The following is a 24,465-nucleotide window of genomic DNA, read 5'->3' as shown; positions in this document are numbered from 1 at the left end:
TTGACGTCATGTCCCGATCGCTCCCTCCCTTGCAGGCACTGCGCGCGCTAGAAGCGGCGGCCCGGCGGCGCAGTTTTAGTCGCGCGGCTGAAGAATTGCATTTGACGCACAGCGCCGTGAGCCACCATTTGCGCGCGCTCGAAGCGGAGCTGGGCGTCGAGCTGTTTCGCCGCGCGGGCAGCCGCATGATTCCCACGGCGGCAGGCGCGCAACTCGCCGAGCGCGTGCGGCGCAGCCTCGACGATCTGCGCGAGGCGCTCGACGCCACGCGGCCCGGCGTGAGCGGGGTGACGCGGCTCGAACTGAGCGTGATGTCCGATTTTGCGTCGGTCTGGCTGATTCCGCGTCTGGGGGACTTCTACGACCGGCATCCCAACGTCGATCTTTCGCTACGCATGCACGCCGACGTCACGCCGCCCGACCCGTATCCGTTCGATATCGGCATCTGGCATCGGCGCGTGGACGAGCCTGGCTTCCAGATCCGCAAACTGCTCGACGACCAGGTGGTGGCGGTGTGCAGTCCCACGCTGCTCGCGCGCTATCCGGACTTTCGCATCGAGGATCTGGCCGCCATGCCTTTGCTGCGCTTTTCTCGCCGCTCGTGGCGCGACTTCTTCGAAGCCGCGGGCGTGGCCGGCGACGAGCCCGAACGCGGCCCGGTCTTCGACGATGCAGGGTTGCTGCTGCAGGCGACGGTCGCGGGCCAGGGTGCAGCCACGGCGCGCCTGCAACTGGCGCGCGGTTTCATCGAGCGCGGCCAGTTGGTGCAACTCGGGCAGGCCCGCATTCCCGCTTCGCTCGATTACTACTTCACCTGGCGCGAGGGGCATCCCCGCGAAGCGGCGATCCAGCAGTTCTATCGCTGGGTGAAGGCGCAACTCGCCACCTGATGCGATGGCTCACACGTGAACCACGCATGAGCCTCCTATGAACTACACCGCGCGCACTTTTTTCTTTCGTGAGTAAATGCGGGTAAAACCTGTGTTGGGGTTTGTCAACGCTGCGTGAATGACATGCGTTGCTGGTCGATAAGGGCGCAGTAAAAGCACGCACTCAGGAAGCACAAAGGTTGCAAAGCAGGATGCAAAACGCGCTTGAATGAATTGTGCCAATCCGGCTTATTCACGCTGCATGCACCGGATTGGCGCGTCCTTAAACGCTATTCAATAACATTTGATTGAAGCGGTTGTCCTGGCATGCGGGACGGCGTGCGGGCGCGGGTTTGCCGGTCGCGGCGATTCCTCTGTGGAATCGAAGCATTTCACCCACACTTGAATAGTCATAGCGGCAGCTTTCGCATCAGACTCGTAATAAATAGAGTATCGTTAGAGCCCAATGTGCCTGGCAGGGCGAATGGACGGCAATGGCCGCAATGCCGGCAGCGTGGTTTCGGTAGTGAAGGGTGTGTAGCGCAAGGGCCCGGTTTCCTATTGGGCCGTCAAAAAACTGTGACAACAGGAGAAACTGCATGAAGGCAATTCAGGCGTTCAAACTGGCAGCCGGCACGATGCTGGTCGCTGCTTCGCTTCACGTCTATGCGCAGGACGCCGCCAGCGCGCCCGCAGCCGCGCCGACCGACAGCGCCAAGGCCCAGGTCAAGGAATCGAAACAGCAACTGAAGTCGGCCAAGGCTGCTAACCGTGCGCTCTCGCGCAAGGTTCGCGCTGCACTCGCGAAGGACAAGGACATCAGCGTGGCCAACATCACCGTGCGTGCCAAGGACGGCGCCGTGATCCTGCAAGGCACCGTGCCCGAGCAAGGTCAGGTTGACCACGCCACGGACGTGGCGAAGGGCGTCGCTGGCGTGACGTCGGTGAAGAACGCACTGACGATCCGTCCGGTCGGCACCTGATCGCCGATGCGCGACACGCGCCGGCCGCTGCGCGCGGCGGGCCAGTGTCACGCAGCGTCAAGGCCGCACAGGCAATCCGCACAGCGGGTTGTCCGTGCGGCTTTTTTTATTGTCAGGGCTCGACGTATTGCATCTTTGACGATTCGCCCAGCAGCAGCGCCTCGTTCGCATCGGCGGCCGCGCGCAGATAGTCCCAGAGCGACGTGATGCGCCGCAATTTGCGCAACTCTTCGCGACTGCATAGCCAGAAGCGCCGCGTCACCATGACCTCGTCGGGCAGGATGCTCGTGAGTCGCGGATCGGGTTCCGCCATGAAACACGGCAGGATCGCGAGCGCGCTGCCTTGCAGCGTCGCGTGATATTGCGCGATTACGCTGGTGCTGCACAGGCTTGCCGTCACGTTGGGCGCGGTGCGTTCGAGGTAGAGCAGTTCGTGGCTGAAGGCCAGATCGGCGACGTAGTTGATGAACGCATGCTGGCGCAGGTCTGCCGCCGAGCGAATCGGCTCATGCTGCGCCAGATATTCAGGTGTCCCATACAGTCGAAGACGGTAGTCGCATAGCTTCGTATAGACATACTGGCCGCGTTCGGGGCGTTCCAGCATGATCGCCAGATCGGCCTCGCGTTTCGACAGGCTCACGAAATGCGGCACCGGCAGCAGGTCGATCGACATGTCCGGATGCTTGCCGGTGAAACGCGCCAGTTGCGGCGCGAGAAAGAAGCAGCCGAATCCCTCCGTCGATCCCACCCGCACATGCCCCGAGAGCGATTGCGCACCCAGCGCGAATTGTTCGCTCGCCGATTGCACCGTGGTTTCCACGGCATCGGCATACGCCAGCAGGCGCTGGCCTTCCGCCGTGAGCACGAAGCCGCCCGAGCGCGACTTGTCGAACAGCACCGTTCCCAATGCGGCTTCCAGTTCGCGCACGCGCCGCGCGACCGTGGTGTGATCCACGCCAAGTCGCTTTGCGGCAGCGCTCGCACGCTGCGTGCGCGCCACTTCGAGGAAGTAGCGCAAATCGTCCCAGTTCAAAGTCTCCATCTGTCCCGTTGTGTTTTTTTGCATATCGGATGGGCTTTTTCGTCTCTATGCCGTGGATATTCGAATAACTATACTCGTTAGCAGACCGCTTCATAAAAGCTTTCCAGCCGCTACGGCAGACGGTCGCCTACTATAAAGATGGAGACAAACGATGCACATGGAGTCCACCCCCCAAGGGGCGGCTGTGGCCGTTCCCGTTTCTGGACAAAAGCGCCGCGCGCGCGATTATCTGATCGCCGGCTGGGCCAGCATGGCCGGCACGACGATCGAGTGGTACGACTTCTTCCTCTACGGCACCGCCGCCGCGCTCGTCTTCAACAAGATTTTCTTTCCCACGCTCGATCCGATTCTCGGCACGCTTGCCGCGTTCGCGACGTATGGCGTGGGCTTCATTGGCCGACCGATGGGCGGCATTGTGTTCGGCCACTTTGGCGACCGTATCGGGCGTAAATCGATGCTGCTCGCCACGCTCCTGCTGATGGGCATTCCGAGCATGGTGATCGGCCTGATCCCCTCGTATGCCAGCATCGGTTACTGGGCGGCCGTGCTGCTCGTGGCGATGCGCTTTTTGCAGGGCATGGCGGTGGGCGGCGAGTGGGGCGGCGCGGTGCTGATGGCCGTTGAACATGCTCCACCGGGCCGCAAGGGTTTCTTCGGTTCGCTGCCACAAACGGGCGTGGGTTTCGGCCTGATTCTTTCGTCGATAGCGATGGCGGCCGTCACCTCGCTACCCGAAGCAGACCTGCTCTCATGGGGCTGGCGCGTGCCGTTTCTCGCGAGCATCCTGCTGGTGCTGGTCGGCTGGGTGATCCGTGTGCGGGTGCCGGAATCTCCCGATTTCGAGCGCGTGAAGCGCGAGGGCGAACCGGTCAAGGCACCGGTGCTCGAAGTGTTCCGTCGCCAGCCGCGTGAGCTGCTGACCATCATCGGCGCACGCACCGCTGAAAATACCTGGTTCTACCTGGTAGTGGCTTTCGCACTGGCCTACGCTGCGAACCAGCTCAAGATTCCCAAGGTGCAGATCCTGCACGCGATCACGGCGGGCGCAGTGCTTTCGCTCGTGACGATGCCGTTCTCAGGATGGCTCAGCGACCGTATCGGCCAGAAACGCCTGTTTCTTGCGGGTCTCGTGATCATGGCGCTGTTCGCCGCGCCGTTCTTCACGATGCTGGAAACGCTGCATCCGGCGACGGTCTGGTGGGCGATGGTGCTGGGCGTGGGCGTCGTGTTCCCGATTCTCTATGCGCCGGAATCGCAGCTTTTCGCCGCGCAGTTTCCTGCAGAGATCCGCTATTCGGGCATTTCGGTGTCCGTGCAGGTGGCCGGTGTGCTCGGCGGCGGCGTCGCGCCGATGATCGCAACCGCGCTGCTTGCCTACGGCGGCGGCAAGCCGCATTACGTGGTGGCCTATATGGTCGCGCTGGCCGTGATCGCCTTCGTCTGCACGCTGATGATGCGCTCACGCCACGATTGAATAATAAGCAGCAATCCTATGTAATGGGACGAGGCGCGGCCAAGGCCGGATCGTTCGAACCTTTGAGAGAGAGTTCAAGATGAACGCAGTCACCCAGGCATCCAACGCACATGTGTCGACCGTCAAGCTGCTGATCGACGGCGAATTCGTCGAATCGAAGACCACGGAATGGCGCGACATCGTCAATCCCGCCACCCAGGAAGTGCTGGCCCGCGTGCCGTTCGCGACGGTGGCGGAAGTCGACCAGGCCGTGCAGAGCGCGCACGCTGCGTTCGCCACCTGGAAGAACACGCCGATCGGCACGCGCCTGCGCATCATGCTCAAGTTGCAGGCGCTGATTCGCGAGAACATGTCGCGCATCGCGCAAACGCTCACGGCCGAACAGGGCAAGACGCTGCCCGACGCCGAAGGCGATATCTTCCGCGGCCTCGAAGTGGTCGAGCACGCATGTTCGATCGGCACGCTGCAACAGGGCGGTTTTGCGGAGAACGTTGCGGGCGGCGTCGATACCTACACGTTGCAACAGCCGATTGGCGTGTGCGCTGGCATCACGCCGTTCAATTTCCCCGCGATGATCCCGCTCTGGATGTTCCCGATGGCGATTGTCTGCGGCAATACCTTCGTGCTCAAGCCGTCGGAACAGGATCCGCTCTCGACCATGCAACTGGTCGAACTCGCGCTCGAAGCGGGCGTGCCCAAGGGCGTGCTCAACGTCGTGCACGGCGGCAAGGAAGTCGTCGATGCGATCTGCTCGCACCCGCTCATCAAGGCGATTTCGTTTGTGGGCTCGACGGCGGTGGGCACGCATGTCTATCGCCTCGGCAGCGAGCATGGCAAGCGCGTGCAGTCGATGATGGGCGCGAAGAACCACGCCGTCGTGCTGCCCGACGCGAACCGCGAACAGGCCATCAATGCGCTCGTCGGCGCGGCATTCGGCGCGGCAGGCCAGCGCTGCATGGCGACTTCGGTGGTCGTGCTGGTCGGCGCGGCGCAGCAATGGGTGCCCGAGCTGATCGAAAAAGCGAAGACGCTCAAGGTCAACGCGGGCCACGAGCCGAAGACCGATGTGGGCCCGGTCGTCTCGCGCGCGGCGAAGCAGCGCATTCTGGGCCTGATCGAAGCGGGCGTGAAGCAGGGCGCGACGCTCGCGCTCGATGGCCGCGACGTCAAGGTGCCGGGTTACGAGAGCGGCAACTTCGTCGGCCCGACGGTCTTCACCGATGTGAAGACGGACATGGACATCTACACGAACGAAATCTTCGGGCCGGTGCTGGTGGTGCTCACGGCCAATACGCTCGATGAAGCCATCGCCATCGTCAATGCGAATCCGTTCGGCAATGGCGTGGGCCTGTTCACGCAAAGCGGCGCGGCGGCTCGCAAGTTCCAGAGCGAAATCGATATCGGCCAGGTGGGCATCAACATTCCGATTCCGGTGCCGGTGCCGTATTTCAGCTTCACGGGTTCGCGCGGTTCGAAGCTCGGCGATCTCGGCCCCTATGGCAAGCAGGTCGTGCAGTTCTACACGCAGACCAAGACGGTCACGGCGCGATGGTTCGACGACGCGACCGTCAACGACGGCGTGAACACGACCATCAGCCTGCGCTAACAGGCTCCATAGCAAACCGAATCGCGAACCGAATAGCGAACCATCGAGGGAGAGTCGCTCATGAAAATAGGTTTTGTCGGGCTGGGCCATATGGGGGCGCCCATGGCGCTCAATCTGCTCAAGGCCGGGCACACGTTGACTGTGTTCGACCTGAGCAAGGAAGCGATGCAGACGCTGGCCGATGCGGGCGCAACGAAAGCCGCGTCGCCCAAAGCGGCCGTGAGCGGCGCCGAGTGGGTCGTCACGATGCTGCCCGCCGCCGCCCACGTACGCAGCGTCCTGAGCGCCGAGGACGGCGTGCTGGCGGGCATTGCGAAGGGCGTGACGATCATCGATTCGAGCACGATCGATCCGGCCAGCGCACGCGAGTTCGGCAAGCTGGCCGCCGCGAACGGCAACAGCTTCGTGGATGCGCCGGTGTCGGGCGGCACGGGCGGCGCGGCGGCGGGCACGCTCACCTTCATGGTGGGCGGCAGCGCGGCGCTCTACGAGAGCGTGAAGCCGGTGCTCTCGGGCATGGGCAAGAACATCGTCCATTGCGGCGACACGGGCACCGGGCAGGTCGCCAAGATCTGCAACAACCTCGTGCTGGGCGTGACGATGGCGGGCGTGGCGGAGGCGATGGCGCTGGGCGAGGCCCTTGGCATCGACGCCAAAGTGCTGGGCGGCATCATGAATACGTCGACGGGCCGCTGCTGGAGCTCGGACACGTATAACCCGTTTCCCGGCGTGATCGAGACGGCGCCGTCGACGCGCGGCTATACGGGCGGCTTCGGCACCGATCTGATGCTCAAGGATCTGGGTCTTGCCACCGACGCGGCAAAGAGCGCGCATCAGCCCGCTTTCATGGGGGCGATTGCGCAGCAGCTTTATCAGGCGATGAGCAGCCAGGGTGACGGCAAGCTCGATTTTTCGGCGGTCATCAAGCTGTATCGCGGCTCGAAGGGATAAACGTCGAGCAGCGAACAGGCAAGCGGCGCGGGCGGATCGTTTTCCGCCCGCGCCGCTTTATTTTCAGGCCCGGTCGATGGCGGCCATGCGCGCTTCGATGCGCGCGAGCAGGCGCTTGAACCACGCATTGAGCAGCGTGTTGGACGTCGCCGCGAGCGTCGAGCACGCGAGAATCCGGTAGACGTCGTTGCGCGTGAGCTTCGAGGGCCGCGCGGGATCGAGCCAGTCCTCGTTGGCGACCAGCAGCTCCAGCGTCTCCAGGCCGATCAGGATCGGCCACAGGCACGCGAGGCGCAAACGCACCGAAAGACGCGGCAGCGCGAAGGTGTAGTCGATGGCTGCGCGGAAGTGATCGAGCGCGATGCGCACGAGGCTGAACATGAGCGGGCGCGCACGCGCCGAGGTGCCGGGCTGCAGCAGGTCTTCGGGCGTAAGCGCAGCCTGCGCGAGCATCGTCGTGGGCAGATAGCAGCGACCGATGCGCAAGTCCTTGCCGCAATCGCGCAGCACGTTCACCAGTTGCAGCGCCTTGCCGAAGCGCACGCCGCGCTGGTACATCGTCTCGCGCAGCTCGGGCGCGAGCGTGCCCGGCAGATGCATATACGTCATCTTCGTCCAGAACTCGCCCACGCAGCCCGCCACCAGATACGTGTAGCGGTCGAGCGCGTCCCAGGTGCCGAGCGCGGCCACCTGGCCCGAGCGTTCGTCGGGGAAAGTGTGCAGGTCGAACTCCATGCCCTCGGTGAGCGTCGTGACGATGTCGCGCACGGCCGCACGATCGGCGTCGTCGAGCTGGGCCAGCACGTCGAGCGCGCCGCCAAGCGATTCGAGCAGCAGCTTTTCGTCCGACTGCGCCTGCTGGCCCGCGACTTCGCTGGCGATGCGGGCGAGGGCGTCGTCGTTCTGCGCGCCGTTCTGGCTCGTGCCGTTTACGCGTTCGCGGAACGCCAGCAGCAGCGCGAGGCGCTGGGCGGGCGGGATCAGCGAGGTATCGGCGATGGTGTCGGCGGCGCGCGCGAGCAGATACGCCTCGCCCACGGGATCGCGCATGCCGGGGGGCAGCACGCGCATCGTGAGGTAGAACGAGCGGGAAACGCCCTTGAGCAAGGGGCCGAGCAGGAAGGCCCGATTGGAATTCTGCATGTTGGTTGGGGCAGTGAAGCGGCAGCGGCATTGTAGCGTGGACAAGGGTAAGTCCCTGACAAGGCACCCCATCGACGCACCGCTTTCGCGCCGATGCGTCCCCATACTCCGCCGGTTACGCGCATTCATCCGGATGTCTGCAAGGTGTTTGGACTCTGTCAGCGTTGGTAATCCATCTCATTACTGTGAATTTCGAATTCCGTTCGCCGCGCGAGCGCCTCGCGCGCAACTGAAAGGCGGCGCAGCCCCGCTTGCCCGGTCGATTCGCCGTTTTTGCGCTTCCTGCGCGTAGCTCCACGCAATATTGATGAAAGTAATCCGCGTAACGTCCGGGTAATTCCCGGGCGCGCCGCGCCCACTAGACTCCGCCGATGCTTTTGTCACGGAGTGCCGTTCATGTCCACGTCCACGTCACTTGCCATCGATTCGCTGCGCGGTTTCGAGCTGACCGCGGACGGCCAGTATCTGATGGTCAACGGCAATCAGCCGGACAGCGTCGCGCTGCATTGCTCCGTCCTGCACGAGATGCTGGCCGCACTGTCCAACGCCATCGGCCGTTCCGAGCGCATTCGCCACAAGACCGCGAGCGTGAAGTTCGCCATGCCCTGCGAGGCCTGGGAGGTGGGCCGCGAGAACGGCGCCGTGCAGCATCTCGTGGTGAGTTTCCGGCTGCCGGGCGGCGCGGAACTCTCGTTCCGGCTTCACCCCGCGCAGGCCGCGCATATGACCGAGGTGCTGTCGCTCGCGACCGGCCTGGCCAAGCCGCTGCGCCCCAACGGGATGCGCATGCAATAGCCCGCTCATAACACGACGCACGCGTCTTGACGACGTGCGCCCGATTCGTCACGCGCTGGCGCGGCCTGCCGCGCCGCGTCTCTCGCGTCGCGCCGGTTTGCGCGGCGTATTCGTTTGTCTTCGCTGGCCTACTTCTCGATCTCCCGCATGACGGTTTCATCTTCTACGCGCTACGCGCGCGCGCTGACCTTCGCCGGCTTCGGATTCGGCATCGCCGCGACCGCGCAAGCCACCGAGCCCTTCGTGGTCCAGGATATCCGCATCGACGGACTGGCGCGCATCGAGCCGGGCACCGTGTTCGCCTACCTGCCGATCAAGCAGGGCGACACCTTCTCCGACGACAAGGCGTCCGACGCCATCCGGGCGCTCTACGCCACGGGCTTTTTCAGCGACGTGCGCGTCTCCGCTGAAGGCCGCACGGTGGTCGTGCAGGTGCAGGAGCGCCCGGCCATCGGCACGATCGACTTCGCGGGCATCCACGAATTCGACAAGGACAACCTCACCAAGGCGCTGGGCGCCGTGGGCCTCTCGCCGGGTCGCAGCTTCGACAAGGCGCTCGTCGACCGCTCCGAGCAGGAGCTCAAGCGCCAGTACCTCACGCGCGGCTATTACGCCGCCGAAGTGAAGACCACCATCACGCCGATCGACCGCAACCGCGTGGGCCTGCTGTTTTCCGTGGTCGAAGGCCCGAGCGCGAAGATCCGCCAGGTCAACTTCATCGGCACCAAGGTGTTCAGCGAGAGCACGCTGCGCGACGAAATGCAGCTCTCCACGCCGAACTGGTTCTCGTGGTACACGAAGAACGATCTGTACTCCAAAGAGAAGCTGACGGGCGACCTGGAGAACGTGCGCTCGTACTACCTGGATCGCGGTTACCTGGAGTTCAACATCGACTCGACCCAGGTGTCGCTGTCGCCCGACAAGAAGGACATGTACCTGACGATCTCGGTGCATGAGGGCGAGCCTTATACGATTTCGAGCGTCAATCTGGCGGGCAACCTGCTCGATCGCGAGGCGGAATTGAAGAAGCTGGTCGGCGTGAAGGCGGGGCAGCGCTTTTCGGCGCAGAAGCTCAAGGACACCACCAAGGCGCTGGTCGACAAGCTCGGCGAATACGGCTACGCGTTTGCGACCGTCAACGCCGAGCCGCAGATCGACCAGCTGCATCACACCGTCGCGCTCACGCTGCAGGTCGATCCGAGCCGCCGCGTCTATGTGCGTCGCGTGAACGTGGTCGGCAATACGCGTACGCGTGACGAAGTCGTGCGCCGCGAGATGCGCCAGCTCGAAAGCTCGTGGTTCGATTCGAACCGCCTTGCGCTGTCGAAAGACCGTATCAACCGTCTCGGCTATTTCACCGATGTCGATGTGAGCACGGTACCCGTGGAAGGCACACAGGACGAAGTCGACGTGGACGTGAAGGTGACCGAGAAGCCCACCGGCACGCTGTCGCTGGGCGTGGGTTACGGCTCGGGCGAAGGGCCGATCATTTCGGCGGGGATCTCGCAGGACAACGTGTTCGGCACGGGCAAGAGCCTGTCGCTGAACGTCAATACGGCGTCCACGTATCGCACGCTGTCGGTCACGCAGGTCGACCCGTATTTCACGGTCGACGGCATCAAGCGCATCACCGACGTCTACTACCGCACGACCGAGCCGCTCTACTATTCGAGCACGAATGACACGAGCTTCCGTATCGTCTCGTATGGCGCGGACATGAAGTTCGGCATTCCGTTCTCCGAGACCGACATGGTGTATTTCGGCCTCGGCATCGAGCAGGATCGCCTCGACATCGACTCGGAAACGCCGCAGACGTACAAGGACTACGTCGCCGATTTCGGCCGCGTGTCCAACACAGTGCCGTTCACGGTGGGCTGGTCGCGCGACAACCGCGACAGCGCGCTGGTGCCGAGCCGCGGCTACTTCGCCCAGGCCAACGCCGAAGTCGGCACGCCGGCCGGCACGGAATACTACAAGGCCGATGCGCAACTGCAGTACTACTACTCATTCGCGCGCGGCTTCGTGCTGGGGATGAACTTCCAGGGCGGCTACGGCAACGGCATGGGCGGCAAGCCGTATCCGATCTTCAAGAACTACTACGCGGGCGGTATCGGATCGGTGCGCGGCTACGAGTCGGGCTCGCTGGGGCCGCGCGACACGTCGACCAATGACCCGATCGGCGGCTCGAAGATGGTGGTCGGCAATATCGAGCTGACCTTCCCGCTGCCGGGCACCGGCTACGACCGCACGCTGCGCGTGTTCACGTTCCTCGACGGCGGCAACGTGTGGGGCAGCGAGGGCAGCAGCACCGGCGCGAACGGCCTGCGTTACAGCTATGGCGCCGGTCTGGAATGGATCTCGCCGATCGGGCCGCTCAAGCTCGACCTCGGTTTCCCGCTCGTCAAGCACGCGGGCGACCAGTACCAGAAGTTCCAGTTCCAGATCGGCACATCGTTCTGAGCGAGGTTGCTCAGAAGTCGATCGTCGAAGTCAGCTCGACCGTGCGGCCAAGGCCCACGGCGATCTGGTTCGAACCCGCCGCGCTCCAGTAGCGCTTGTTGGTGGCGTTCTCCAGATTGGCCTGCACGGACACGCGCTTGCCATGCACGCGCGTTTCATAGCGCAGGCCCGCCGTGAAGAGCGTATAGCCGCCGATCCACGCCTGGTTCGCGCCGTTCACCGCGCGCGGCCCGGTGTAGTAGAGGCCGCCGTTGACGGCGAGACCCGTGAGCGCGGGCACGCGGTATTCGGCGAACAGGCTGGCCGTCACGTGCGGGGTGTTCTCGGGCACCTTGCCGAGCAGCGTCGGGTCGCTCGATTCGGTGGTCTTCGCATCGAGATACATCGCCGAGGCCGACACCGACACGTTACGCACCGGCTCGCCCTGCACCGAGAACTCCAGGCCACGATAGCGCGCCATGCCGTCAAGCGTGTAGACGTTGCTGGTATTCGTTTCCGCCGACGGTTGGCGCAGGTTGAACAGCGCGACCGACACAAGCGTGTTGCCCGGCAGGCGCGTGCGCACGCCCACTTCTTCCTGGCGGCTCACTGCGGCGGGCAGGATCTGATACGCGTTCGAGGCCGTTGCGGGCGCGCTGCCCGGCGATTCGAGCGCTTCCACATAGCTCGCATAGACGCTCGTGTTAGGCGTCAGGCGATACGTAATGCTGCCCGAAGGCGAGGTGCGGTTGATGTTCTGGCTCGGCGTGCCGGCCTGCGAACTCGTGTACTGCGAGTAGCGCACCGCGCCCATCACTTGCAGGCGCGAAGTCAGGTCGATCTGGTCGAACAGGTACAGGCCGCTGTTGCGCACGTGCTGCGCGTAAAACGCCTTGCTGGTAGCGCTTTTCGTGAGCTTCGTAATGTCGATCGGATCGTAGAGGTTCTGCGTCGCCGTGTACGTGTAGGTCGTGAAGTCCGGCTGGAACAGCCAGTTTTGCGTACCGCCCACGGTCACGGTGTGCGTGAACGGGCCGGTCTTGAAGTCTCCGTTGACTTCAAGACGCACGTTCTTGTTCTCGTACATCTGGCCGTTCTGCTGGCTGCCCTGCAACGTGCCGGTGCCCGTCGCCACGTTGTACTTCTGGAACACCCACGCCCAGCGGTCGCGCCGCGTGATCGACTGGCCGATCGAGAAGTTCGCGCTCCAGTGATCGTTGAACGTGTAGTCGGCGCGCACGAGCTGCGAGGTCGCGCTTGCGTAGGTCGGGCGGTTGTTCGGCACCAGCAGGCGGCTCGGATCGGGCATCGCGGGCAGTGTGATGACGCCGTTGACGGCGGTGAGCGGCGCAATGCCGGCCTGCTCGACGACTTTCGTTTCGATGTGTTCGAGGTCGTATTGCAGCTTGAGCTGGCTGTTGACGCGCCAGTCGAACGCCGCGCTCACGAACTTGCGATAACCGCGGTCGCCGTCGATGGGCGTCTCGACGTGCTCGTCCATCGCGTTCACGCGCAGGCCGAACTGATCGTCCGGCCCGAAGCGGCGCGCGATATCCACGGCCGCGCCAATCGATCCATTCGAATCGCCGAGTACGCTCAGGCTCGTCACCGGGTCGCTGCCCGCGCGCTTCATCACCATGTTGACGATGCCGGCGGGCACCGTGAAGCCGTAGTAGAGCGCCGACGCGCCCTTGAGCACTTCCACGCGTTCCTTGTCTTCCATCGGCATCCAGATGTTGTTGTCGATGGGGAGCAGGCCGTCGATGTAGAAGCTCGAACGGTTGTCCAGCGCAATGCCGCGCACCGAGAGGTTGTCGTAGGCCAGGCCGTTCAACTGCTGGCGCGAGACGCCCGCGACGTTGCGCACGGCGTCGAACAGGCCGGTCGCGCCCTGGGCGTCCAGCAGGTCGCGCGTGACGACGTTCACGGTGGCCGCTACGTCGAGCGCGTCCTGGCCGCGGTACTGGCCGGTTTCGACGCTTTTCGGCGCGAAGCCCTGGGTCTTGCCGCTGGTGATCTTGATGGGCGCGAGCTGCGCGCCGGGTTGGTCGCCGGATTGGGCGTCGCTGCTCTTTGCATCAGCGGCGCTGGCGCTGGCCGCGACGGCGGCGTCCGCCTGGTCGGTCTGGGCGACCTGGGCAGCTTCGGCAGCGAGCGCGGGCAGGGCCGCGAAGCCGCTTGCACCGATCACACCCGCCGCGAGCAATGCGTTGATCAATCTGTTGCGGCGGCCATTCGGCCCCTGTGCGGCATACGACATCGAACCCAACCCCTGTTTATGTGCCCGACGCGCGAGTCCGCCCGGCCATCACCGGCAAGGCGGTGCGTGGGCCGAGATCATGTCTCGCGGGTCAAAGCTGTTTGAAAGGCCGTAATATTAATGCGAATCATTCTTATATGCGAATGTAATATTTATGTCGGCAAGAAGCGTGGGGTCGCAACAACAGTGGGCGAAACGTCGCGGGGAAGTCGTCAGATCAGCAATTCAAGCGAGTGATAGAGCCGCCGCCGCTCCGGATCCTGCGAGGCCTCGCCTGCGCGGATCGCCTCCTTGAGGCAATCGAGAAAGCATTCGGCAGCGGCGGAGAGCGGCACGCCGCGCCGCGCGACCACGCTCACCACCGTGCGGTCGACTTCTTCCTTGAGCGTGAGCGCGCGCAGGTTCTCGCGGGCGACGCGCGTCTCGACCAGTGGCCAGGGAAAGATGCTCACCATGTCGGTGTTCATGATGAGACCCATCGCCACGATGAACGAATGCGCCAGGTGCACCGTGCGCGGCAGCGGCAGGCCGTGGCGGCGGAACACGTCGTCGGTGACCATTTCCTTGCTGGCCGGATCCCAGTTGAGCAGCCATTCGCTGTCCTGCAGTTCCACGAGCGAATGCGCGTGCGCGAGCGGATGGCCCTTGCGCACGACCACGGCGGATTCGGTCGCGAAAATCGGCGTCTGCGAAAACTCGCTGTGCAGCGACGCGAGCCCAGGCTTGCCGAGCGAGAAGTCGAGCGTGCCGTCACGCAGGCGCGGCATGACGATATTCAGGAGTCCCTCGTAGAACTCCAGCTGCATCCCGGGCATGCGCTCGCGAAAGCGCGTGACCGCGTCCGGCAGGAAAGAGAGCGCGAGCCACGGCGTCACGCCGATCGACAGCTTGCCGCCGCCGCTGCCACGCCGTGCGTCGAGTTCGTCCTGCGCGCGCCCGAGCTGATGGACGATCGCGCGAGCATGCACGAGCAGCGCCTGGCCGGCTTCGGTGAAAGCGATGCCATTGGCGTTGCGCGTCACGAGCGGGATCTGCTGCTCGGCTTCCAGCTCGCGCACGGCCTTGGTGGCGGCCGCCGGCGAGATGCCGAGCGCGCGTGCCGCCGCGCGGATGCTGCCGGTGTCGGCCATGGCGACGAGCGCCCGGAACTGGTGGAACTTCATGAGGGAAAACCCGGGTGAAAACCTGCGGTTGTCGGGCTAACCATTTTAGGGCTGTCGGCGACAAATCGGCGTCATTATCCTGAAGCCATCAGGCAATCACCCGCATCAGGAGACGACGGATGAACACGATGGCGATCCCCCCCGCAATCGCAGCGATCGAAGAGGAAATGATCGCGCTGCGCCACGCGATCCACGCTCACCCGGAACTCGGTTTCGAGGAGTTCGTGACGAGCGATCTCGTCGCGCAGAAACTCGCCGCGTGGGGCTACGAGGTGCATCGCGGGCTGGGCGGCACGGGCGTCGTCGGCACGCTGAAACTGGGCAACGGTGCGCGCCGCCTCGGCCTGCGCGCCGACATGGACGCCTTGCCGATCCACGAAGCCACCGGCCTCGACTACGCGAGCCGCATCCCCGGCAAGATGCACGCATGCGGCCACGATGGCCACACGGCGATGCTGCTGGCCGCCGCGAAACACCTCGCGCAGTCGCGCACCTTCGACGGCACGTTGCACCTGATTTTCCAGCCCGCCGAAGAAGGCCTGGGCGGCGCGAAGCGCATGCTCGACGAAGGTCTGTTCGAGCGCTTTCCGTGCGACGCCGTTTTTGCGATGCACAACATGCCGGGCTTCCCGACCGGCAAGCTGGGCTTTCGCGCAGGGCCGTTCATGGCGTCGTCGGACACGGTCATCATCGACATCGATGGACGCGGCGGCCACGGTGCGGTGCCGCACAAGGCGATCGATCCCGTGGTGGTGTGCGCGAACGTCGTGCTCGCGCTGCAGACCATCGTCTCGCGCAACGTGCCGCCGCTCGACATGGCCATCGTGACCGTCGGCGCGATTCACGCGGGCGACGCGCCCAACGTGATTCCGCAGACGGCGCAAATGAAGCTCTCGGTGCGCGCGCTGCGCCCCGAAGTGCGCGACCTGCTCGAAGCGCGCATCACGGCGCTCGTGCATGCGCAGGCGAGCGCTTATGGCGCAACGGCGCGCATCGATTATCAGCGTCGCTATCCGGTGCTGGTGAACGACGCGGAAATGACGGCCTTTGCGCAGGACGTTGCGCGCGACTGGCTCGGCGACGATGGCCTGATCGACAACCTCGATCCGCTCACGGGCAGCGAAGACTTTTCCTTCCTGCTCGAACAATGCGCGGGCAGCTACCTGATCATCGGCAATGGCGACGGCGAGGGCGGCTGCATGGTGCACAACCCGGGCTACGACTTCAACGACGATTGCCTCGCGACGGGCGCCGCGTACTGGGTGCAGCTCGCCGAGCGTTTTCTGCGCGCCTGACGCGCCGCGCAACCGAGCCTGTCATGAGAGCAGGCGAAGGCGCTTGAGCGCCGACCCTGCCCAGGAGGACACACACGATGAACGCCAGCACTCTGCACACCGATCCGGACGCCGCCTCGCACGCCCCAACACGGGTATCGCGCGCGAAGGCCATTGCCGCGATCACGCTCGGCAACGGCCTGGAGTTTTTCGACTTCACGGTTTATAGCTTTTTCGCCACGACCATCGGCACGCTGTTCTTTCCGGTGCATGGCGCGCTGAACCAGTTGTTGCTCGCCGTCGGCAGCTTCGGCGTGGGCTTCATCGTGCGGCCGATCGGCGGCGTGATGATCGGTGCGTTCGCCGACCGCGCGGGCCGCAAGGCCGCCATGACGCTCACGCTGTGGCTGATGGCGCTCGGGTCGGCGCTGATCGCGTTCGCACCCACGTATGCCCAGATCGGCCTCGCGGCGCCTGCGCTGATCGTCTTCGCGCGGCTCGTGCAGGGCTTCGCGGTGGGCGGCGAAGTGGGCGCTTCGACGGCGATGCTGCTCGAATACGCCGACGACCGTTCGCGCGGGTTCTACGGCAGCTGGCAGTTCGTGAGCCAGGGCCTCAACACCGTGTGCGGCGCGCTGTTGGGCGTGGCGCTGTCCACGGCGCTCACGCCGGCGGCGCTGCACAGCTGGGGCTGGCGTGTGCCTTTCGTGATCGGCATGCTGGTGGTGCCGGTGGGCGTGTATATCCGCCGCCATCTGGACGAAACGCTGGAACACGCCGAACCCGTCGATGCCGATACGCCTGTCGCCGTTGCCGCGCGCCCGCTGCGCGAGATCTTCGCGCATCATCGCACGGCGCTCGTCGCGGGCGTGCTCACGACCATCGGCGGCACGGCGGCGAACTACATCGTGCTGTTTTATATGTCGACGTATGCGATCAAGATTCTGGGTCTGCCGATGTCGGTGGGCATGAGCGCGGCGCTCGTGGCCGCGCTTGTGACGGCGTTGTGCTCGCCGTTTGCGGGGATGCTGTCCGACCGGCTCGGGCGCAAGAAGGTGCTGGGCGTGTCGCGCGTGCTGCTGATCGCGGTCATCTATCCGGCTTTCATGCTGATTCATTCGGTGCCCACGGTGCCCGCTGTATTGGGCGTGGTCGCGGTGCTGGGCGCGATTGTCGCCTTCACGGCGGTGCCCAATATCGTCATGCTCCCCGAGCTCTTTCCGCAGTCGATGCGCGTGACCGGCATGTCGATCGTCTATTGCGTGGGCGTGTCGATCTTCGGCGGCTTCGCGCAGTTCTTTGCGACCTGGCTCATCCAGCTGTTCGATAACCCGCTCGCGCCTGCGTGGTATCTGATCGGCTGCGGCGCGGTCTCGCTGGTCGCGTTGCCGTGGATTCGCGAACCGGCGGGACGTCCGCTCGATTGAAGCGCCAGGCGCAAAACGCGAGGCAGAGGGCGGATTACAGGCGGCTAAATCAGGTGGCGCTCGCTATGGATTCCTGGCGCGCGCCACATGTTTCTTTACGCGGCATTTGCACGCGGCTTTCTAGAATCGAGTCATGTCCAACAACACGGCGCGCCGGCTCTGCTGGCATGCGCCTCGCGCTTATGGCTTCGCTCTTGCCGCATCGCCCTGGTTCCCCTCGCACGCTTGCCCCGCGTGCGCCTCGTGCAACGCTGGCTAAACAGCCCGGGGCATCGCGTCACGTGACGGTGCAAATGGTGGTGCGCGTCGCCACCCAGGATGCCCAGCTCGCGCGTTGCCTGCTGCATGGGCTGCTAGGCGCCGCGCTGGGCGTGCACACAATCGATATCGACCACCGTAGCGAGTGCGCCTGTCTGCATGTCGAGCTCGAACGCGCGCGCGTGCCCGACGCGATGGCGCTGCTGATTCGCACGTTGCCAGGTGCGGAGTTCGGCTCCATTCGTCGGCTTGATAGGCGTCGATAAATACGAATTGCATTTCTTCAACAGGCTGTCAATTTATCTCAAATGTTTGCAATCCATATATCAGCGTTTATTGCTTTGATCGCAACACATGATGTGATTATTTCTCAGTCTGCATTTAACCTTGACTAACAATAAGGATGGCTTGCTTTTAATGGGCAGTGTGATCGTTCGCCCTGAAGAAACGCAGTAAGATCTGCTCCGAGCTTGAGGCGGCGCAGCACGTCCTGCTTTTGCAGGATTCGCCTGAGGTTCGTCGGTCCAGCGTAGATCGTCGATAACGGAGAAAAGCATGACATGCGGATATCGGGTAGCACGTTTGTGCTTGTCCATGGGTTTGGTGATCGGGGCCGCTGCGTGCCACGATAAAACACCGGTTGCGTCGGCGCCTCCGCCGGCCAACGTTGATGTAATGAACGTCGCGCTGCGCGACGTTCCCGTTGTATTTGATTATGTCGGTCAGACAGAAAGCTCCCAGCAGGTCGAAATACGCGCACGCGTAAGCGGCTTTCTTGAAAAACGCATTTACGAAGAAGGCTCGATGGTTCATCAAGGGGACGTCATGTTCCAGATGGATCGCAAGCCGTTTCAGGCCGCACTCGACGCAGCGCGCGCCGAATATGCGCAACAGAAGGCGCGGCTCGACACCGCGCAGGCCAATCTCAATCGCGTCAAGCCGCTCGTTGCCAAGAACGCGTTGAGCCAGAAGGATCTCGACGATTCGATCGGCCAGCAGCAAGCGGCCGCGGCCGCGCTCGAACAGGCGCGCGCCAACGTCACGAGCGCGTCGCTCAATCTCGGCTATACGACCATCACGGCGCCGGTCACGGGGCTGTCGAGCTACGCGAAGAAGCAGGACGGTTCCTATATCGACGCGTCCAACAGTCTGCTGACTTACGTGGCGAAGCTCGATCCCATGTGGATCAACTTCTCGCTTTCGGAAAACGAGATGCTGACTCTGCGCAAGCAGACGGCAAACGGCACGCTCAAGGTGCCGGAAATGGGCAAACTCGAAGCGCAAATCGTGCTTGCCGACGGCAGCACGTATCCGTATACCGGTCGTATCGCGTTCGCCGATGCTTCGTTGAGCGACAAGACCGGCACCTATCTGATTCGCGCCGAGGTGCCGAACCCCAAGGGCTCGCTGCGCCCCGGCCAGTTCGTGCGGATCAAGCTGCACGGCGCAGACCGTGCAAACGCGATAGCAGTGCCGCAGAACGCGGTGATTCAGGGGCCGCGTGGGGCATTCGTATGGACAGTCGATAATGACAACAAAGCACAGCAGCGTTCGATCGAAACCGGCGAGTGGAACGGCAACGACTGGGTGGTGAGCTCTGGCCTGCATGCGGGCGATCGTGTCGTGGTGGACAACACGCTGCGGCTCATGCCGGGCGCGCCGGTCAATCCGCATGTGGTGCAGGCGCCTGCGAACGCGGACGCGGGCGGTGCGGAAGGTGCGGCTGACAACGGCGGTGGTGCAGCGGCCGCGAGCGGCGCTGTGAATGCCACCAACGCCACGGCTGCGGCCGGCACCAGGACGGCGACGTCCAGCGCCACGGCCAGCAACGCTTCAGGCTCGACGCCGCTCTACTTCACGAGCGGCAGCGCGAGCCTCGACGCGCAATCGGCGTCCGCGCTCGCTGCGGTTGCGCAGCGCCTTGCCGCATCGCCCGATTCGCATGTCGTGGTTTCCGGCTATGCCGATGCGACCGGCTCCGCTGCGCAGAACGAACGTCTTGCCCACGCGCGCGCCGACACCGTGCGCTCGGCGCTCATCGTCGCGGGCGTGCAGGACGCTCGCATCGAAATGCGCAAGCCCGCTCGTGTGGTGGCCTCCGACCCGGCCGACAAGTCCCGACGCGTGGACGTGACCCTCTCGCCCGCAGCGGGAGGCTAAGCGATGAAGCTTTCTCACTTTTTTATTGACCGGCCGATTTTTGCGTCGGTGCTGTCGATCATCATCGTGGTCGCCGGCTTCGTGTCGCTGCTCAATCTGCCGATTGCGCAGTTTCCTGACATCTCGCCGCCGCAGATCACGGTGAGTGCGACCTATCCGGGCGCGAGCGCGGATATCGTCGCGCAGAACGTGGCCGCGCCGATCGAGCAGCAGGTCAACGGCGCGGACAACATGATGTACATGAACTCGTCGAGCTCCTCGACGGGCAACATGACGCTGACCGTGTATTTCAACATCGGCACGGATCCGTCGCTCGCGCAGGTGGACGTGCAGAACCGCGTGAACCTCGCGCTGCCTACGCTGCCCGACGCCGTGACGTCACAGGGCGTGTCGGTGCAGAAGCGCTCGTCGGCGTTCATGATGGTGGTGGCGATTTATTCGCCCGACAACGCTTATGACCAGGCCTACGTCGCGAACTACGCCAACGTCTATGTGCTCGACGCGCTCAAGCGCATTCCGGGCGCGAACCAGGCGAGCATTTTCGGTTCGGCGGACTACGCGATGCGCGTCTGGCTCAAGCCCGATCGCATGGCCAAGCTGGGCATCACGGTCTCGGATGTGCAGAACGCCATCAGTAACCAGAACCAGCAGTTCTCAGCCGGGCGATTAGGGCAGTCTCCAACCGATACCCCCGTGCAGCAGACCTTCCCGGTGGCGACGAAAGGACGGCTCACCGAACCGTCGCAATTCGACGACATCATCCTGCGCGCGGCGTCGGGCGACGCGGCCATCGTACGTATCAAGGATATCGGCCATACGGAACTGGGCGCGAAGGACTACTCGCTGCGCGGCCGCTATAACGGCAAGACCGCCACGCTGATCGCCGTCTATCAGCAGCCGGGCGCCAACGCGCTGCAGGTGGCCAAGCAGGTGCACCAGACGCTTGAGCAACTGTCGAAGAACTTCCCGCCGGGCCTCAAGTACGAGGTCGCGCTGGATACGACGGAGTTCGTGCGCGAGTCCATCGGCGAGGTCGTCCACACGCTGCGCGACGCCGTGATCCTCGTGATCATCGTGGTGTTCATCTTCCTCCAGAGTTTCCGCGCGACGCTCGTGCCGATTCTCGCGGTGCCGGTGTCGATCATCGGCGCGTTCATCGGCATGGAGGCGTTTGGCTTTTCGATCAACATGCTGACGTTGTTCGGGATGGTGCTCGCTATCGGTATCGTCGTGGACGATGCGATCGTCGTGATCGAAAACGTCGAGCGCAACATGAGCGAGTTCAAGCTGCCGCCACGCGAGGCCGCCAAGCGCGCCATGGACGAAGTGAGCGGGCCAGTGGTCGCGATCGTGCTCGTGCTGCTTGCAGTGTTCATTCCGGTGGCGTTCCTCTCGGGCATCACGGGGCAGCTCTATAAGCAGTTTGCCGTGACGATCGCGGTGTCGGTGGTGCTCTCCGGCATCTGTGCGCTGACGCTCTCGCCGGCGCTGGCCGCCATCCTGCTCAAACCGGGCGAAACGACGAAGAACCGCTTTTTCCTCTGGTTCAACGACAAGTTTGCGAAGCTCACCAACGGCTATGCGAGCTGGGTGCAGACGGCGATCCGCCGTGTGGTGCTGTCGATCGGCCTGATCGTCGTGATGATCATCGCCACGGGTGGCCTCTTCAAGTCGATTCCCTCGTCGTTCCTGCCGGTGGAGGACCAGGGCTATCTGCTGGGCGCGGTCGTGATGCCCGATGCGGCCAGCCTCGACCGTACCGGCGACTTGTCGAAGAAGGCCGAGGACTGGTTCGCGAAGCAGCCTGCCGTGAGTTCGGTGGCGGCGCCGATTGGCTACAGCCTGATCGACTCGCAGTACAAGTCGAACGCGGGTGCGCTCTTTATTACGCTCAAGAGCTTTAGCGAGCGCGGCAAGAACGGCTCGGCGGAGGACTTGATCCGCGCATCGCAGAAGTACTTCTCGACCTTCAAGGAGGGCGCGGTCGTGGCGCTCAATCCGCCGTCGATTCCGGGTCTCGGTACGACGGGCGGCTTCGAGTTCTGGCTGCAATCGACGGGCGAGGGCAGCTATCAGGACCTGGAGCAGAAGGTTCGCGCGATGATGGCAAAGGCACGCCAGAACCCGGCGTTGCGCAGCGTGAATTCGACCATCAACACGAGTTCGCGGCAGTTGCTGGTCGAAGTAGACCGCGAGCGCGCGGAAACGATGGGGGTGCCGGTTCAGGATGTCTATACGGCACTGCAAACGATGTTCGGATCGTCTTACGTCAGCCAGTTCCCCAAGGGCAGCCGGCTGTTCCAGGTGATCGTGCAGGCAGAGCCGCAGTACCGCACGCGTCCCGACGACATCCAGCAGCTTTACGTGCGTAACCGTTCCGGCGACATGGTGCCGATCAAGGCCATGGCGACGGTGCGTTTCGTGCCGGGCCCGGACATCGTCAATCGCTTCAACAACTTCCCGGCGGCCAAGATCACCGGCGACGCGGCTCCTGGCCATAGCTCGGGCGAGGCGATCGCGGCGATGGAAGAAATCGCTAAGGAGACGCTCGGCGACGGCTATAGCTATGAATGGAGCGGCCAGGCTTACGAAGAGAAGAAGGCAGGTTCCACGGCGGCGATGGTGTTTGCGTTCGCGCTGCTGATGGTGTTCCTGATTCTCGCGGCGCAGTACGAGAAGTGGTCGCTGCCGATTGGCGTGCTGCTGGCGGTGCCGTTCGCGTTGTTCGGCGCGTTGGTGGGCATCCTGATACGCGGCATGGAAGATGACGTGTATTTCCAGATCGGCTTGACGGTGCTGATCGCGCTCGCGGCGAAGAACGCCATTCTGATCTTCGAGTTCGCGGTCGAAATGCGCGAGAAGGAAAACATGTCGCCGTACGATGCAGCCATCGCTGCTGCCAAGCTGCGTTTGCGGCCGATCATCATGACCTCGCTCGCGTTCATCCTGGGTTGCGTGCCGCTGGCGATCGCCAGCGGGGCGTCGGCGGCGAGCCGGCGCTCGCTCGGCACGGGTGTGATCTTCGGCATGCTCGGCGCCACGCTGATCGCACTGTTCTTTATTCCGATGTTCTTCTGGGGTCTCGAAACCTTGTCGTCCCGCAAGAAGTCGAAGGCGCAAGCACCGATGTCGCCGCCGGCCGTGCCGCCTGCGCAGGAGGGTTGAAGCCATGAACCCTAAACTCAAGCGAACCTGGTTTCCCGCCTGGCGCCGCACTGCACTCGCCGCGAGCGTGCTGTGCCTCGCGGCCTGCGCAGTCGGGCCGGACTATCACCGGCCGACGGTCGACACGCCAGCGACCTACCGTTTCGCCTCGGGAAGCGGCGAAGTGGTCGATCCGTCGCTCGACTGGTGGAAGCAGTTCAACGATCCCGTGCTCGACGGCCTGGTCGAAAAGGCACTTGAGCAGAACAAGGATCTGGGCATTGCGGCCGCTCGCGTCGAAGAGTATTACGGCAAGTACGTTGTGACGCGTGCGGGTCTGTTCCCGCAGATCAACGGGAATTTCGGCGCGACGCGCAGCCGTGGCGTGCCCGCACCCGGCTATCCGCCGTTGGTCGGCAACCAGTTCCAGCTGCAGGGAACGGTGTCCTGGGAACTCGATCTGTTCGGGCGGCTGCGGCGTCTGACCGAGGCTGCGCGCGCCAGTTATCTCGGCACGCAGTCGGCGCAGCAGGCCACGCGTATCGCGATCATCGCCAACGTGGCGACCAGCTATCTGCAATTGCGCGATCTCGACAATCAGCTGACGATTGCCAACGAGACGCTCAAGAGCCGCGAAGGCTCGGTGAGTCTGTTCGAGGAGCGTTTCGCGGGCGGCGTGGTATCCCAGTTGCAGGTGAGCCAGGCGAAGTCCGAGTACGAATCCGCGCAGACCTCGGTGTATTCGATCCAGCAGCAGATCGCACAGCAGGAAGATGCGATTTCGCTGTTGCTCGGCCAGAATCCAGGGCCGATTCCGCGCGGCAAGCCCATTACGCAGCTTTCCGCGCCGGCAATTCCGGCCGGGTTGCCGTCGACGCTGATCGAGCGCCGGCCCGACATCCTCGAAGCGGAGCAGGCGCTGATCGCGGCGAACGCGTCGATCGGCGCGGCGCGCGCGCAATATTTCCCGGATATTTCGATTACGGGGCTATTCGGCGCAGCCAGCACGGCGCTTTCCGGGCTGTGGACAGGGCCGGCGCGCGTCTGGTCGTTTGCGGGTGCTGTCACGCAGCCGATTTTCCAGGGCGGCGCGATCGCGGGATCGGTGCATGAGGCCGAGGCGCAGCATCAGGAAGCGCTGTTGAGCTATCAGCAGACGATCCAGCAGGCGTTCGCCGACGTCGAAAACGCACTCGTCGGCGTTGCGCGCACGCGCGATCAACTCGACGCCACGACGCGTCAGGTGGCGGCGCTCTCGCAGTATTCGTCGCTGTCGCGCGACTTGTACGAGGGCGGCTACACGAGCTACCTCGAAGTGCTGGACGCCGAGCGCAGTCTCTTCTCGGCGCAGATCCAGCAGTCGCAGTTGCAGGATCAGCAGCTTGCGCAGATCGTCAGCCTCTACAAGGCGCTCGGATACGGCTGGACGCCGAAGACGAGCGCAACCGCAGACGCCAAAGCCGCGCCGCAGTCATAG

At 64.0% G+C, this 24,465-nt stretch carries 17 protein-coding genes; 13 read left to right on the top strand and 4 right to left on the bottom strand.

Annotation, left to right across the window (positions count from 1 at the left end):
* The first annotated feature begins 8 nt into the window (after positions 1-8).
* Together BBA01S_RS04735 and BBA01S_RS04730 are read left to right on the top strand one after the other, a co-directional pair.
* Positions 9-890, top strand: coding sequence for a LysR substrate-binding domain-containing protein (locus BBA01S_RS04735; RefSeq protein ID WP_027815428.1), 882 nt, complete (start codon positions 9-11; stop codon positions 888-890).
* Between the two features lie 578 nt (positions 891-1,468).
* A complete protein-coding gene (locus BBA01S_RS04730) occupies positions 1,469-1,852 on the top strand; it encodes a BON domain-containing protein (protein WP_027815427.1) in 384 nt (127 codons plus the stop codon).
* 112 nt (positions 1,853-1,964) lie between these two features.
* Here BBA01S_RS04730 and BBA01S_RS04725 read toward each other — a convergent pair whose 3' ends face one another.
* Entirely contained in the window at positions 1,965-2,918 is a 954-nt protein-coding gene (locus tag BBA01S_RS04725; RefSeq protein ID WP_027815426.1) for a LysR family transcriptional regulator, read from the bottom strand.
* A 127-nt stretch (positions 2,919-3,045) separates the two neighbouring features.
* Here BBA01S_RS04725 and BBA01S_RS04720 point away from each other — a divergent pair, with 127 nt between their 5' ends.
* The 3 genes from BBA01S_RS04720 to mmsB all read left to right on the top strand — a co-directional run bounded on the left by BBA01S_RS04720 (position 3,046) and on the right by mmsB (position 6,925).
* Positions 3,046-4,368, top strand: a complete 1,323-nt coding sequence (locus tag BBA01S_RS04720) for an MFS transporter (protein WP_027815425.1) — start codon at positions 3,046-3,048, stop codon at positions 4,366-4,368.
* Between the two features lie 79 nt (positions 4,369-4,447).
* Positions 4,448-5,974 (top strand): CoA-acylating methylmalonate-semialdehyde dehydrogenase, encoded by a 1,527-nt coding sequence (locus tag BBA01S_RS04715; protein ID WP_027815424.1) that lies wholly within the window; start codon positions 4,448-4,450, stop codon positions 5,972-5,974.
* 60 nt (positions 5,975-6,034) lie between these two features.
* Positions 6,035-6,925 (top strand): 3-hydroxyisobutyrate dehydrogenase, encoded by an 891-nt coding sequence (gene mmsB, locus BBA01S_RS04710; RefSeq protein WP_027815423.1) that lies wholly within the window; start codon positions 6,035-6,037, stop codon positions 6,923-6,925.
* A 63-nt stretch (positions 6,926-6,988) separates the two neighbouring features.
* Here mmsB and BBA01S_RS04705 read toward each other — a convergent pair whose 3' ends face one another.
* Entirely contained in the window at positions 6,989-8,068 is a 1,080-nt protein-coding gene (locus BBA01S_RS04705; RefSeq protein WP_027815422.1) for a phytoene/squalene synthase family protein, read from the bottom strand.
* 396 nt (positions 8,069-8,464) lie between these two features.
* Between BBA01S_RS04705 and BBA01S_RS04700 the strand changes: the two genes are divergently transcribed.
* Both BBA01S_RS04700 and bamA read left to right on the top strand, forming a co-directional pair.
* On the top strand, positions 8,465-8,863 hold the full coding sequence (locus BBA01S_RS04700) for a hypothetical protein (protein WP_027815421.1): 399 nt from the start codon (positions 8,465-8,467) through the stop codon (positions 8,861-8,863).
* A 147-nt stretch (positions 8,864-9,010) separates the two neighbouring features.
* Positions 9,011-11,323: an outer membrane protein assembly factor BamA gene (bamA, locus tag BBA01S_RS04695; protein WP_027815420.1), complete on the top strand. Its 2,313-nt coding sequence runs from the start codon at positions 9,011-9,013 to the stop codon at positions 11,321-11,323.
* A 10-nt stretch (positions 11,324-11,333) separates the two neighbouring features.
* On the opposite strand, the gene BBA01S_RS40040 is transcribed toward bamA, so the two are convergent.
* On the bottom strand, positions 11,334-13,562 hold the full coding sequence (locus BBA01S_RS40040; RefSeq protein ID WP_052391671.1) for a TonB-dependent receptor: 2,229 nt from the start codon (positions 13,560-13,562) through the stop codon (positions 11,334-11,336).
* 212 nt (positions 13,563-13,774) lie between these two features.
* Positions 13,775-14,725 carry a LysR substrate-binding domain-containing protein gene (locus BBA01S_RS04685; RefSeq protein WP_027815419.1) on the bottom strand — a complete coding sequence of 317 codons (951 nt, stop codon included), beginning with the start codon at positions 14,723-14,725 and terminating at the stop codon, positions 13,775-13,777.
* Between the two features lie 119 nt (positions 14,726-14,844).
* Between BBA01S_RS04685 and BBA01S_RS04680 the strand changes: the two genes are divergently transcribed.
* The 6 genes from BBA01S_RS04680 (at position 14,845) to BBA01S_RS04655 (ending at position 24,465) form a co-directional block, all read left to right on the top strand.
* Positions 14,845-16,020 (top strand): M20 aminoacylase family protein, encoded by a 1,176-nt coding sequence (locus BBA01S_RS04680; protein ID WP_027815418.1) that lies wholly within the window; start codon positions 14,845-14,847, stop codon positions 16,018-16,020.
* A gap of 77 nt (positions 16,021-16,097) precedes the next feature.
* The gene (locus BBA01S_RS04675) at positions 16,098-17,426 is read left to right on the top strand and encodes an MFS transporter (RefSeq protein ID WP_042295965.1); all 1,329 of its coding nucleotides are present in this window, start codon (positions 16,098-16,100) and stop codon (positions 17,424-17,426) included.
* A 293-nt stretch (positions 17,427-17,719) separates the two neighbouring features.
* Positions 17,720-17,950: a hypothetical protein gene (locus tag BBA01S_RS04670; RefSeq protein WP_052391670.1), complete on the top strand. Its 231-nt coding sequence runs from the start codon at positions 17,720-17,722 to the stop codon at positions 17,948-17,950.
* Positions 17,951-18,239: 289 nt separating this feature from the next.
* Complete coding sequence (locus tag BBA01S_RS04665; protein WP_052391669.1) at positions 18,240-19,844, top strand: efflux RND transporter periplasmic adaptor subunit; 1,605 nt, start codon at positions 18,240-18,242, stop codon at positions 19,842-19,844.
* 3 nt (positions 19,845-19,847) lie between these two features.
* Positions 19,848-23,009: an efflux RND transporter permease subunit gene (locus BBA01S_RS04660; protein WP_027815414.1), complete on the top strand. Its 3,162-nt coding sequence runs from the start codon at positions 19,848-19,850 to the stop codon at positions 23,007-23,009.
* A gap of 4 nt (positions 23,010-23,013) precedes the next feature.
* Positions 23,014-24,465, top strand: a complete 1,452-nt coding sequence (locus tag BBA01S_RS04655; protein WP_042295961.1) for an efflux transporter outer membrane subunit — start codon at positions 23,014-23,016, stop codon at positions 24,463-24,465.

Origin of the sequence: Paraburkholderia bannensis NBRC 103871, from assembly GCF_000685015.1 — a bacterium.
GTDB classification, from domain to species: Bacteria; Pseudomonadota; Gammaproteobacteria; order Burkholderiales; family Burkholderiaceae; genus Paraburkholderia; species Paraburkholderia bannensis.
Note: the sequence above shows the minus strand (reverse complement) of the source record. Positions and strands in the feature narration are given on the sequence as shown.

What these genes read in the sequence shown, in the direction of transcription:
- BBA01S_RS04735 (WP_027815428.1), top strand. Translation starts at nt 9, where the DNA reads ATGTCCCGATCGCTCCCTCCCTTGCAGGCACTGCGCGCGCTAGAAGCG.
- BBA01S_RS04730 (WP_027815427.1), top strand. Translation starts at nt 1,469, where the DNA reads ATGAAGGCAATTCAGGCGTTCAAACTGGCAGCCGGCACGATGCTGGTC.
- BBA01S_RS04725 (WP_027815426.1), bottom strand. Translation starts at nt 2,918, where the DNA reads ATGCAAAAAAACACAACGGGACAGATGGAGACTTTGAACTGGGACGAT.
- BBA01S_RS04720 (WP_027815425.1), top strand. Translation starts at nt 3,046, where the DNA reads ATGCACATGGAGTCCACCCCCCAAGGGGCGGCTGTGGCCGTTCCCGTT.
- BBA01S_RS04715 (WP_027815424.1), top strand. Translation starts at nt 4,448, where the DNA reads ATGAACGCAGTCACCCAGGCATCCAACGCACATGTGTCGACCGTCAAG.
- mmsB (WP_027815423.1), top strand. Translation starts at nt 6,035, where the DNA reads ATGAAAATAGGTTTTGTCGGGCTGGGCCATATGGGGGCGCCCATGGCG.
- BBA01S_RS04705 (WP_027815422.1), bottom strand. Translation starts at nt 8,068, where the DNA reads ATGCAGAATTCCAATCGGGCCTTCCTGCTCGGCCCCTTGCTCAAGGGC.
- BBA01S_RS04700 (WP_027815421.1), top strand. Translation starts at nt 8,465, where the DNA reads ATGTCCACGTCCACGTCACTTGCCATCGATTCGCTGCGCGGTTTCGAG.
- bamA (WP_027815420.1), top strand. Translation starts at nt 9,011, where the DNA reads ATGACGGTTTCATCTTCTACGCGCTACGCGCGCGCGCTGACCTTCGCC.
- BBA01S_RS40040 (WP_052391671.1), bottom strand. Translation starts at nt 13,562, where the DNA reads ATGTCGTATGCCGCACAGGGGCCGAATGGCCGCCGCAACAGATTGATC.
- BBA01S_RS04685 (WP_027815419.1), bottom strand. Translation starts at nt 14,725, where the DNA reads ATGAAGTTCCACCAGTTCCGGGCGCTCGTCGCCATGGCCGACACCGGC.
- BBA01S_RS04680 (WP_027815418.1), top strand. Translation starts at nt 14,845, where the DNA reads ATGAACACGATGGCGATCCCCCCCGCAATCGCAGCGATCGAAGAGGAA.
- BBA01S_RS04675 (WP_042295965.1), top strand. Translation starts at nt 16,098, where the DNA reads ATGAACGCCAGCACTCTGCACACCGATCCGGACGCCGCCTCGCACGCC.
- BBA01S_RS04670 (WP_052391670.1), top strand. Translation starts at nt 17,720, where the DNA reads ATGGTGGTGCGCGTCGCCACCCAGGATGCCCAGCTCGCGCGTTGCCTG.
- BBA01S_RS04665 (WP_052391669.1), top strand. Translation starts at nt 18,240, where the DNA reads ATGACATGCGGATATCGGGTAGCACGTTTGTGCTTGTCCATGGGTTTG.
- BBA01S_RS04660 (WP_027815414.1), top strand. Translation starts at nt 19,848, where the DNA reads ATGAAGCTTTCTCACTTTTTTATTGACCGGCCGATTTTTGCGTCGGTG.
- BBA01S_RS04655 (WP_042295961.1), top strand. Translation starts at nt 23,014, where the DNA reads ATGAACCCTAAACTCAAGCGAACCTGGTTTCCCGCCTGGCGCCGCACT.